Source organism: Gilliamella sp. B2838 (assembly GCF_026536185.1).
Taxonomy (GTDB): Bacteria; Pseudomonadota; Gammaproteobacteria; order Enterobacterales; family Orbaceae; genus Gilliamella.
Window position 1 is genome coordinate 47,638 of sequence record NZ_JAFNOO010000012.1, and the last position, 12,130, is coordinate 59,767.

Below are 12,130 nucleotides of genomic sequence, written 5' to 3' on the forward strand. Positions count from 1 at the left end.
TAGTTAAAATATAGCGGATTATTTTTTTATTCGAAAATATATCACTCGCTCTTTTCGAAAAAATAAGCGACATTTTTAGCCGTTAATCAACTTAATAATTAACGGCTATTTATTAGTCAGCTGATTTATGAGGTAAAATTAAATTTAGTACAATCGCTAAAATTCCACATAAACTGATTCCTTGCAAAGCATAAGATCCAAAATCAAAAATCATGCCGCCAATACCAAATACAAGTACTAACGAGACGATACACATATTACGTGATACAGAAAGATCAACTTTATGTTTGACTAAAATATTAATGCCAACCGAAGCTATCGAGCCAAAAAGTAATACCATAATTCCGCCCATTACAACTGTCGGAATAGAACTTAAAAAAGCACCAATCTTACCAATAAATGACATTAAAATAGCCCAAATAGCTGCCCAGGTCATTACTCTAGTTCTAAAATTACGCGTTAATGTGACTGCACCAATAACTTCTGCATAGGTAATACATGGCGGGCCACCAAAGAAACCAGCAGCAGATGTTGCTAACCCATCACCCAGTAACGTGCGCTGTAATCCTGGTTCTTTAGTGTAATCTTTACCGGTGACAGAACTAATGGCCATAATATCACCAACATGCTCGATTGTTGGTGCTATAACGATCGGAATCATATATAAAATGGCTTGCCATTGAAACTCAGGAAAAGTGAAATCGGGAATTTTAAACCAAGGTGCTTCGATGACTTGTTGAAAGTTGACAATACCAAAAATACAAGAAAACATGTAACCAACAATAATTCCAGCAATAATTGGCACTAATTTAAAAAAACCTTTTGCCCAGATTGCTACAATCAACGTCGTTAATAAAGAAGCCATTGAAATAATAATCAATTGATAGTTTTCTGCTGATAAACCGCTATTTTTACCCATTGCCATGCCAACCGCTACCGGTGCTAAAGATAAACCAATAACCATAATAATTGGCCCTGTTACAACTGGAGGTAAAATGCGATCAATAATATGGCTGCCATTAATTTTGACTAAAAAAGCAAAAAACATAAAAACCAAACCTGCCGCAACTAATCCACCTAACGTAGCTGGAATTCCCCACTGTGCAACCCCAAAAGAGATAGGTGCAATAAATGCAAATGAAGAAGCTAAAAATACAGGCGCTTTTCCTTTAGTGGTTAATTGAAATAATAACGTACCCACACCCGCTGTAAACATTGCAACATTTGGATTTAATCCAGTTAAAAGTGGCACTAAAACCAATGCACCAAAGGCAACAAATAACATTTGCGCACCGGTAAAAATATCTTGCCAAGCATGTTTAAGTGGCGAGATATTATTGTTTATTTGATCAAGAGCATTTTTAGTCACGTGGTCCTCTCTTAATTACTCTATTAATTGATATTTATTTCTTTACTAAATAGCGGAAATAAAAAAACCGGATAAACCGGTCTAAAATTTGAGATTTTATTTTGTGCCGAATATCTTATCTCCAGCATCGCCAAGCCCTGGTAATATATAACCTTTATCGTTCAATTTATCATCGATTGAAGCGGTATAAAGTTCAACATCAGGATGAGCTTGTTCCAATACTTTAATACCTTCTGGTGCGGCCACTAAAACAAGCACTTTAATATTTTTACAACCTGCTTTTTTTAGTAGATCAATTGTTGCAACCATAGAACCACCCGTTGCTAACATTGGATCAACAACTAAAGCCATACGTTCATCAATGTCAGAAGTTAATTTTTGGAAATAAGGAACAGGTTCAAGCGTTTCCTCATTACGATAAAAACCAACAACGCTTATACGTGCACTAGGTATATGCTCAAGTACACCATCCATCATGCCTAAGCCGGCACGTAAAATAGGTACTACGGTAATTTTTTTACCTTTAATTCGTTCAACTTGTACTGGTCCACACCAGCCTTCAATGGTCACTTTTTCAGTGGGTAAGTCAGCAGTAGCTTCATAGGTTAATAAACTGCCAACTTCACTAGCAAGATCGCGAAAATCTTTAGTGCTAATATCATGTTCGCGCATTAAACCAATTTTATGGCGTACTAGAGGATGTTTTACTTCAACTATTTTCATGGGAGGACCTCAGTGTTACTTTTTATCATCTATTAGTAGGTATAAATAACCACTGAGCGATAATGTTAACATAGATCATTGTAACTGAAAACCTATAATCGTGAGCAAAACATAGCAAACATAAAAATAACATATTGTTTGTTAATATATTATTAGTGATGTGTAAATATTTTGTTTTATTTGTGTTTTTTTATTAGAATAGTCACCGCTTTAAATAGCAAAAGTCAAATATAAATAAAGAAGGAATTATAACAATGAATTGGTTTATCAGTTGTATGACAAAAAATTATGCAAACTTTAGTGGTCGAGCTCGTCGTAAAGAGTATTGGCTTTTCACCTTATTTGTCGCTATATTTTATTTGGTATTAATCATTTTAGCTTCACTCAGTGAAACTATGGCATCAGCAATGTCACTAATTGAAGTAATTTTTTTACTTGTTATTCTTATCCCAAACATAGCAGTGACTGTACGTCGTTTGCATGATACCGATAAATCAGGCTGGTGGTATTTAATTAGCTTCATCCCATTTGTTGGTGGTATTATACTGTTTATTTTCATGTGTATAAATTCTACACCAGGTAGTAACCAATATGGTGATAATCCGAAAGGATTATAATTGCTTGTTTACCTCATCAATTTTATTGATGAGGTTCTATTATTACAACATTATTTTTATGCAATTAAATACTTTCTCCATCTAGATATTCAACAGACAAATCCACCACTTTTTGATCTATCCTTTCCCCATTAATTCTTTTTAATAATAGTTCTGCAGCTATTTTACCCATTTCAATTCTTGGAGTATGTATCGATGCTAATTTTGGATTCATATATTGACCTATTTGATGCCCATGAAAACCGACAATAGCGATTTGTTTAGGAATTTCAATGCCCATTCGTTGGCATTCAAGCAGTACGCCTAAAGCCAAATCATCGTTAGTACTAAAAATTCCATCAACGGCAGGAAACTCTTTTAAAATTTGGTGTAAAAAACGTGCGCCAAGTTCATAAGATGAGGCTTCTTTAGTCGCTAATGTACGCGGCGTTAAGCCTGCTTCTTGCATCGCTTTTTCATAGCCTTGTTGACGAATAATGCTACGTTGATCTTGCCTTGCGCTAAAATAAACAATATTGCGACGCCCTTTTTCGATCATACGATGAATCATATTTCGGGTTGCAGTAAAATTATCAAATCCGACGGCCATATCAATACACGGCGACACACTATCCATAATTTCAACCACAGGAACGCCCGAAATTTCGATCATTTTTAATGTAGCAGGATTATGGATTCTTTCAGTTAAGATTAATCCATCAATATTATAAGAAAGTAATGAACGAACCCGTTGCTCTTCTTTATCGGCATTGTATCCTGTATGAGTAATCATGGTCTGATATCCTTTGGCATCAGTTACCATCTCAATTCCTTTTAAAATATCCGCAAAAACTTGGTTGGTTAACGATGGAAACACAACCCCAATCGCATTACTTTTTGCATTTGATAACATATCAGGCGCTTTATTAGGGATATAACCAAGCTGCTCGATTGCCGCTGAAATTTGAGACTGTAATGGTTTAGACACCAAATTAGGATCGCGTAAATATCGACTCACTGTCATTTTACTTATGCCAATTAAATTAGCAATTTCTTGCAAACCAGTTCGCCGTTTTTTACTATAACTCATCACTGTTTTTCCGGAAGTTGTGGCTGCCAATCAATCGGTGTTTTACCCTGTTTTATAATAAGATCGTTTGCCTTTGAGAAATGCTTACAACCCAAAAAGCCACGATGTGCAGATAATGGTGATGGATGCACAGACGTTAAAACATGATGTTTTTGCCGATCGATAAATTGCCCTTTTTTTTGAGCGGGTGAGCCCCACAATAAAAATACAACACCTTCAAGATATTTATCAATTGCCGCAATAACATGGTCAGTAAACGTTTCCCAACCTATTTTAGCGTGGGAATGAGCTTGCCCTGCTTGAACAGTTAATACCGTATTTAATAAAAGAACACCTTGATTTGCCCAAGAACCTAAATAACCATAAGAAGGAATTTTGAAACCCTCAATATCCGTCGAAAGCTCTTTATAGATATTAAGTAACGATGGTGGTGGTTTAACGCCAGGTAGTACTGAAAACGACAAACCGTGAGCTTGATTAGGTCCATGATATGGATCTTGTCCTAATATCACGACTTTAATGTCATTAAAAGGCGTAAAGCGGAATGCATTAAACACATCATGCTGTGGAGGATAAATCACTTTACCTTTAGCTCGTTCTGATGCGACAAATTGCAATATTTGTTGAAAATAAGGTTTATCTTTTTCCGATCCAATGACATCATGCCATGTTAATTGATTACTCATACAATACCTATATTATTATTTCATATGGCTCAACAACATTATCAGCCGATAACATTAATTATACCTAAAAATAATAATAAACCTAACAGTAATCAAGTCCGTTTAATCTAAATAAACACGCTTAAAAATTCAATTAAACATAAATTAGACATAACTTGCTCGTTCAGCATCAATATTTAACGATCATTTTTGTAATAATCCAAGTTTATGAATTAAGATCTGAAATTTGGATTGATTAATAATCTAATTAATTTTATTAATGAGTAACACACTCATCATCAAAGTAATCATCCCAAAGGGATTAATGATATTTATGGTTATTGGCAATGCGTATACTTAGATGAATAATATAAAATATGCATAAGATCATATTTGTATTGATAATCGTATTGCTATTGATAAAAAGTTATTAAATGATAATAGGCTAGGTGTGGCATTAAAATTTACTTTTACCTTAAGTGAACCGCTTAAAATTGATGTAAAAAATACCGTTTTTAAGGCAACTTGATTTACCTAACTTATTAATCGTCGTTTTATTACTTGTAAAGTATTTTAATACAATTGAATAATAATATCTTACATATCAATCAGTTGATTAGTTTAAAAAAAATATTAATCAATTTTTATCAAAGGTATTACTTATCGAATTAATAGCTTTTTTTGACTTTAATCAAAACTTGAAAGTGCTATATTAACCTTAATTATTTTAGGGCAATAAGGCCCCGTTAGGAGGATTTAAAAATGATTACAGGTATCCAAATTACTAAAGCAGACAATGCAGCACTTCTTAACTCTTTCTGGTTATTGGACGACTCTACAAAAGAAGCTCGTTGTGTCGCTGCAAAATCAGTTTATAAAGAAGATCAAGTTATCCCAACTGCAGAACTTGGTCAATTCGAATATCGTGAAGTTCCATTAGATGTTGCTCCAACTATCAAAGTTGAAGGTGGTCAACACTTAAATGTGAATGTTCTTCGTCGTGAAACTTTAGAAGATGCTGTTCAACACCCAGAAAAATATCCACAATTAACTATTCGTGTTTCTGGTTATGCAGTTCGTTTCAACTCATTAACTGCTGAACAACAACGCGACGTTATTGCTCGTACATTCACAACTAAAATGTAATTTTAGTTTATTATCGAATGATTAAAACCCAGCTTATGCTGGGTTTATTTTTATGAAAAAACAAATTTCTTTGTTCTAAACTAGTCTACCCAAGCTAAATACTCCATCCAAGCAGGATCAAACTCACAGTCAATTTTTACTGATAGATCTTGATATTGATTTAATATATTTTGAATTATTTGAGTAGCAAAATGTTTATCTTCTACATACCAAAGCATAGTTCTTGTTGCTTGGTGTAAAGAATTTTGGGCATGAATGCCTTTCCTATTTTCACGGAAAGCGGCGCTAATGGCATCTTCTATATCGTAAACTAACGATAAGGTCTCTTTACAATCTAGCTCTATACTTAGATTAAGTCCATAACCATAATTAATATCACAAGCCAATGCATTAGCCGTTTCGTTACGCTGCACTAAGGTCGTATCATCAGGATCATCTTTACTTGCTAATTCAAATACAAACAATTGATCTTCACTTTCAGAAATAGGAAAAATACCGGTGTGTTTTAAATCATTTTTCCAGATATCATCAAATCGTTTAGCAAACTCTTCAGCCGTAATACTATTAGAATCAGGCATTGTGTCGACAAAATTAATTGATTGCACTTTTATAGCTAAGTCGTACTCCCCTAAAAGATGATCCAAAATGACTAAAGCTAATGTTTGTGCATAATTTATTTGATCTTTGGCGATTGGTTTAGCAAACATTAAATCCAAAGCAATTTTACGATGATCTTCATGATATTGAATCAATAAATCAGATGCCCCCAATGAAAAAGAGGTACCATTAAAATTTATTTCAAAATCAGAAATTTTATTAGCTCGTTGACGAAATGCCTCGATTTCAAATAGATCTAAACTAGGTGCTAATTTAACAATTTCTACTACTAGTTCAAAACGTTCAATTTTACCTTCAGCAGTAAAAATAATTTTATGTTTTTTTACCTCTCCCCCCATAATTTCGGCAATAACGTCTAATTGGTTTTCACTTAACAAGTTATTGAGCTTTTCCATTAAATCTAAAGGTTGCAATTCACTAAGAGACTGTTCTGACTGTTTAACTTTATTCCAAAAGGATTGGATAGCTATTTTGAGGTTATCATCTGGTGTTGATTGTTGAGCAATGACTACATTTTGTGGCCGCAATTTTTGCCAAAGTTTTTTTAAAAACATAAAAAATCCTATAGATAAAAGTGATTAAAATTATATACAAATAAAAATAATATGTAATTCAATATACTACATTAATTTAATTTTGAACAACATCGATTATCTACGTTTGGTACAAAATATTGCACAAAATTTAGCTATCAAGAATTAACAAAAAAACATTTAAAAATGAGGGTTTATTGATATGAACTAGATAAATAAAAATGGCGAGGTAGTTTTTCTGCCTCGCCATTTGTACATTATTAAAAATTATTAGCCAAAAAACTTTTTCACTTTATCAAAAAAGCTTTTTTCTTTTGGGCTATGCTTAGAACTTTTATCGGCTTTAAAACTTTCGCCTAATTCTTTTAACAACTCTTTTTGTTTACCAGTTAAATTGACTGGAGTTTCAACCACAACATGACAATACAAATCACCCATTGTACTACCGCGTAATGATTTGACACCTTTACCACGTAATCTAAACATTTTTCCTGTTTGTGTTTCGGCCGGTATCGTTAAACTGACTTTACCATTAAGTGTTGGTACTTCAACTTCGCCACCTAGTGATGCCAATGCAATATTAATTGGAATTTCACAATGTAAATTATTACCATCACGTTCAAAAATACCATGTGGTTTAACTTGCACTTGAACATATAAATCACCAGCTGGTGCACCGTTTAAGCCTGCTTCACCTTCACCGGAAAGTCGAATACGATTACCCGTATCCACCCCCGCAGGAATAGTTACAGAAAGTGTTTTTGTTTTTTGGATACGACCTTCGCCATGACACTTTTTACAAGGATTTTTAACTACTTTGCCTCGTCCATGACAAGTTGGGCACTCTTGCTGTACGGCAAAGAAACCTTGGCGCATTTGCACAACCCCTGCACCATGGCAAGTTTCACAGGTAACAACATCTGATGCTTTTTCTGTACCTTGGCCATGACAAGTATCACAAGTAACCCATGTTGGTACTTTTATTTCTTTGCTGACACCCGCAGCGGCTTCTTCAAGTGTTAAGGTAATATTGTATTGCAGATCGGCACCGCGTGATGCGCTTTGCGCTCGTCCGCCACGACCACCACCAAAGAAATCACTGAATATATCATCAAATGCTGAACCACCACTAAAGCCGCCGAAGCCACCAAATCCACCGGCACCTGCTCCGGCACCACCGCCAAAACCTTGCTCGAAAGCAGCATGCCCATATTGATCATAAGCTGCTTTTTTCTGCGCATCGGTCAAAACTTCATAAGCTTCTTTCACTTCTTTAAATTTTGCTTCTGCTTCAGCTTTATTATCCTGATTTTTATCAGGATGATATTTCATGGCAAGGCGTTTATAGGCTTTTTTTATTTCAGCTTCAGTAGCACTTTTACTTACGCCTAATGTTTCATAATAATCTTTCTTCGCCATAATTTACCTTTATTTTTATTTATTACATAAACAACTAAACGGGCTTGAGTTACCTCGCGCCCGTTTAATGTGTTACATGTTTAAAACTCGTTGAAATAACTCATTAAAAAACACAGCGGTTAATGCTTATTTTTTATCATCATCAACTTCTTTAAAGTCTGCATCAACAACATCGTCTTGCGCTGTAGAGCTACTACCTGCTTGAGCTGACTGTTCTGCCTGACCTTGTTGCTGCGCTAGTTCAAGCAATTTTTTAGATGCTTCCATTAATGCATTAATTTTCGCTTCGATTTCAGCTTTATCTTCACCACGCGCTGCAACTTCTAATGCACTCACTGCATCTTCAATGGCTGTTTTATCAGCAGCTGGTAATTTATCGCCTGCATCAGACACTTGTTTACGCGTTGAGTGAACAAGGTGATCTGCTTGGTTACGAATTTGAGCTAACTCTTCAAACTTACGGTCAGCTTCTGCATTCGCCTCAGCATCATTTACCATTTTTTGAATCTCTTCTTCACTTAAACCTGAAGAAGCTTTAATAGTAATATTTTGTTCACGTCCAGTGTTTTTATCTTTTGCTGATACATGTAAGATACCGTCAGCATCAATATCAAATGTTACTTCAATTTGTGGCATACCACGCGGTGCAGCTTGAATACCATCAAGATTAAACTGACCTAATGATTTGTTATCACTTGCACGTTTACGTTCACCTTGTAACACATGAATGGTTACCGCTGATTGATTATCTTCAGCTGTTGAGAACACTTGACTATGTTTAGTTGGGATAGTTGTGTTTTTCTCAATCAAGGTAGTCATCACACCACCCATTGTTTCAATACCTAAAGATAATGGTGTTACATCAAGTAATAACACATCTTTAACATCACCACCAAGTACCCCACCTTGTACTGCTGCGCCCACTGCTACAGCTTCATCAGGGTTAACGTCTTTACGTGGTTCTTTACCAAAGAAGTCAGCAACCGCTTTTTGCACCATAGGCATACGAGTTTGACCACCGACTAAAATAACATCTTTAATATCAGATACAGATAAACCAGCATCTTGTAGTGCAGTTTTAACCGGATCCATTGAGCGTTTAACTAAATCTTCGACTAATGATTCAAGTTTAGCGCGTGTCACTTTAATATTTAAGTGTTTTGGACCTGATGCATCAGCCGTGATATATGGTAAGTTGATATCAGTTTGTTGTGCTGATGATAATTCAATTTTCGCTTTTTCTGCCGCTTCTTTTAAACGTTGCATTGCAAGTGGATCATTTTTCAGATCGAATCCTTGTTCACGTTTAAATTCATCAACTAAATAGTTAATTAAGCGTGAGTCAAAGTCTTCACCACCTAAATGAGTATCGCCATTAGTTGCTAATACTTCAAATGTTTTTTCGCCATCAACATCGTCAATTTCGATAATTGAGATATCAAATGTACCACCACCAAGGTCGTATACAGCGATAGTGCGGTTACCCACATCTTTATCTAAACCGTAAGCAAGTGCAGCGGCTGTAGGTTCGTTAATAATACGTTTAACATCTAAACCAGCAATACGGCCCGCATCTTTAGTTGCTTGACGCTGTGCATCATTAAAATACGCTGGAACAGTGATAACTGCTTCAGTGACTGGCTCACCAAGATAATCTTCTGCGGTTTTTTTCATTTTCTTCAATACTTCAGCAGAGATTTGCGGTGGCGCAATTTTTTGACCTTTGACATCTACCCATGCATCGCCATTATCAGCTTTAACAATTTTATAAGGCATAATAGCAACATCACGTTGTACTTCGGCATCATCATAACGACGACCAATTAAACGTTTAATGGCAAATAGTGTATTTTGTGGATTGGTTACTGCTTGGCGTTTAGCGGGTTGACCAACTAAAATTTCACCATCTTGTGTATATGCAATAATTGACGGGGTTGTACGATCGCCTTCAGCATTTTCTAATACTTTTGCTTGACCATTGTCCATTACTGCAACACATGAATTTGTTGTACCTAAATCAATACCAATAATTTTACCCATAATCTTTTCTCCTCAAAACCTGTATTTTATTTCTTGTATATAAGTCTTAAATATTTATTTTCAAGAGCTTATTTTTCACAAAGAAATGTTATTGTTTCCACATAAATGGGAACATTATTATCAATATCAAGGGGGCAAAAAAATTATTTTTTCTTAAATCTTGATTATCAGCTTTTCTACACTTATTATTGCCGCTCTTTTTTATTATGATAATTATTTATAGGATCCTTATGGAACAAACTAAACTTGCAAACCCAGGTCCACTTGGCTTGATGGGATTTGGCATGACCACCATTTTATTAAATATTCATAATGCAGGATTTTTCCCTGTGATGACAGCAATCGTTTCTATGGGTATTTTTTATGGAGGGCTTGCGCAAGTCATTGCTGGAATTTTAGAATTTCGCAAAGGTAACACGTTTGGTACAACTGCATTCACCTCTTATGGTTTCTTTTGGATTGCATTAGTAGGAATTTGGTATTTACCAACCTCACCAGCAACTGCACCAACTGATACAACTTTTGTCGGTATTTTCCTTGCGTTATGGGGGATTTTTACCGCTTTTATGTTTATTGGTACCTTAAAAGCTAATCGTGCATTACAATTCGTTTTTGCTAGTTTAACGATTTTATTTGCTTTATTAGCAATTGGTAACATTTGTGGCAACCATGACATTATTCATATAGCTGGTTTTGAAGGTATTATCTGCGGAGCTAGCGCTATTTACCTTGCCATGGCCGAAGTACTTAATGAACAATATGGCCGTACAATTTTACCAATTGGCGCGCCTAAAGGTGCTGCACATTAATAATATTAAGTCGTCATGCAATGACGAATATGCGAGTAATAAAAACGGGGGATACCCCGTTTTTTTATAGAAAAATTATTTAATTAATAAATTATTTAGTGTGTTCGGTAAGTAAAGCCTTACATACATTCACAAGAGATTGAGTATGCTTGGTAATTATTTGCTCTGATAAATAATTATCTTTTGAAGAGCCAGCATTCTTGATAAGAATTTTACCATCTTGATCAATATTGCCAGATGTAATCATTAAGTAGTTGGTTAATTGTGTTGCCATTTCACCAGAATGAAAAGTCACACCATCTAAAGTTAGTATTGATGTTTTCGGTTTTAAAAAAATTAAATCCTCCCCATTACCAATACTATCGATAAAAATAAATTTTTTATCTTTCATTTGTTCCGAATAGCTTTCTAACATTTTTAAACCATATTGACCACCATTACCATCGTCGTATAAAACAAACGCAATTTTTTTCTTTTCTTTTTTATCAAGCTGATGAATTAAATTAATAATTGTAATAATACTTGAAGTATTACAAACAAAATTTTTTTGATTAGGAATGCCATTTTTATATTTTAAAACAATAAAAAATAACAAAATGGTCGAAATAATCGACAATATTCCGGAAATACTAAAAAATCCCTCAACTTGAATTTTAGGAATAAAAACAAAGTAATTTAATATCAGTGACGCGATAAATAAGATAATAATAGGTAAAATACCTACAAAATAACCTAATTTACTAAATTGAGGTGTGAATGCGTATTTTTTCTGAAGATTAAAATTTTTAATACCGGTATCATAATAAGTACAAATAATTAATTCAGCTTTATCTAAATCACCAATATAAGCATTGTAATAATTTTCATATCGTCTTGTTGCTAACTTTAATTTTGCTAATTTAGCTTCAACACTATAACCTAATTGAATCAGTTCTTTCGATATTACTCTTAAAAAAGTAATTTTCTCTTTAGACGTAAATCGTTTACCAAAAATGACACAGTATCTTAGTACAAGGTCTTTAAATTTATCCATTTTTAATCATTATTTGAATTTAGAAAAACTGTTAGTGCGATTTATCATTCACACTAACAGCGAAACAAATAGATAATATTAAAATGATG

11 protein-coding genes are annotated in these 12,130 nt (G+C 34.3%); 3 read left to right on the forward strand and 8 right to left on the reverse strand.

What is annotated here, in order from left to right:
* Positions 1-112: 112 nt before the first annotated feature.
* Both J3U63_RS11595 and upp read right to left on the reverse strand, forming a co-directional pair.
* Positions 113-1,369 carry a uracil-xanthine permease family protein gene (locus tag J3U63_RS11595; protein ID WP_267371602.1) on the reverse strand — a complete coding sequence of 419 codons (1,257 nt, stop codon included), beginning with the start codon at positions 1,367-1,369 and terminating at the stop codon, positions 113-115.
* Between the two features lie 96 nt (positions 1,370-1,465).
* A complete protein-coding gene (gene upp / locus J3U63_RS11600) occupies positions 1,466-2,092 on the reverse strand; it encodes a uracil phosphoribosyltransferase (RefSeq protein WP_065633185.1) in 627 nt (208 codons plus the stop codon).
* 254 nt (positions 2,093-2,346) lie between these two features.
* On the opposite strand from upp, the gene J3U63_RS11605 reads away from it, so the two are divergent.
* A complete protein-coding gene (locus J3U63_RS11605) occupies positions 2,347-2,709 on the forward strand; it encodes a DUF805 domain-containing protein (protein ID WP_267371603.1) in 363 nt (120 codons plus the stop codon).
* A 64-nt stretch (positions 2,710-2,773) separates the two neighbouring features.
* Here the strand turns inward: J3U63_RS11605 and gntR are convergent, their stop codons facing one another.
* Complete coding sequence (gene gntR / locus J3U63_RS11610) at positions 2,774-3,778, reverse strand: gluconate operon transcriptional repressor GntR (RefSeq protein WP_267334354.1); 1,005 nt, start codon at positions 3,776-3,778, stop codon at positions 2,774-2,776.
* On the reverse strand, positions 3,778-4,464 hold the full coding sequence (ung, locus tag J3U63_RS11615) for a uracil-DNA glycosylase (RefSeq protein WP_267334356.1): 687 nt from the start codon (positions 4,462-4,464) through the stop codon (positions 3,778-3,780). The genes gntR and ung overlap by 1 nt, the downstream gene beginning before the upstream one ends.
* Before the next feature lie 741 nt (positions 4,465-5,205).
* Here ung and grcA point away from each other — a divergent pair.
* Positions 5,206-5,589 carry an autonomous glycyl radical cofactor GrcA gene (gene grcA, locus J3U63_RS11620; protein WP_065633189.1) on the forward strand — a complete coding sequence of 128 codons (384 nt, stop codon included), beginning with the start codon at positions 5,206-5,208 and terminating at the stop codon, positions 5,587-5,589.
* Positions 5,590-5,669: 80 nt separating this feature from the next.
* Here grcA and J3U63_RS11625 read toward each other — a convergent pair whose 3' ends face one another.
* The 3 genes from J3U63_RS11625 to dnaK form a co-directional block, all read right to left on the reverse strand.
* The gene (locus J3U63_RS11625) at positions 5,670-6,761 is read right to left on the reverse strand and encodes a DUF695 domain-containing protein (RefSeq protein ID WP_267334358.1); all 1,092 of its coding nucleotides are present in this window, start codon (positions 6,759-6,761) and stop codon (positions 5,670-5,672) included.
* 249 nt (positions 6,762-7,010) lie between these two features.
* Positions 7,011-8,159: a molecular chaperone DnaJ gene (dnaJ, locus tag J3U63_RS11630; protein WP_065633191.1), complete on the reverse strand. Its 1,149-nt coding sequence runs from the start codon at positions 8,157-8,159 to the stop codon at positions 7,011-7,013.
* A gap of 126 nt (positions 8,160-8,285) precedes the next feature.
* On the reverse strand, positions 8,286-10,199 hold the full coding sequence (dnaK, locus tag J3U63_RS11635) for a molecular chaperone DnaK (protein WP_267334361.1): 1,914 nt from the start codon (positions 10,197-10,199) through the stop codon (positions 8,286-8,288).
* 230 nt (positions 10,200-10,429) lie between these two features.
* On the opposite strand from dnaK, the gene satP reads away from it, so the two are divergent.
* A complete protein-coding gene (satP, locus tag J3U63_RS11640) occupies positions 10,430-11,008 on the forward strand; it encodes an acetate uptake transporter (protein WP_267371606.1) in 579 nt (192 codons plus the stop codon).
* 91 nt (positions 11,009-11,099) lie between these two features.
* On the opposite strand, the gene J3U63_RS11645 is transcribed toward satP, so the two are convergent.
* Positions 11,100-12,041: a hypothetical protein gene (locus J3U63_RS11645; RefSeq protein WP_267371608.1), complete on the reverse strand. Its 942-nt coding sequence runs from the start codon at positions 12,039-12,041 to the stop codon at positions 11,100-11,102.
* Positions 12,042-12,130: the final 89 nt, after the last annotated feature.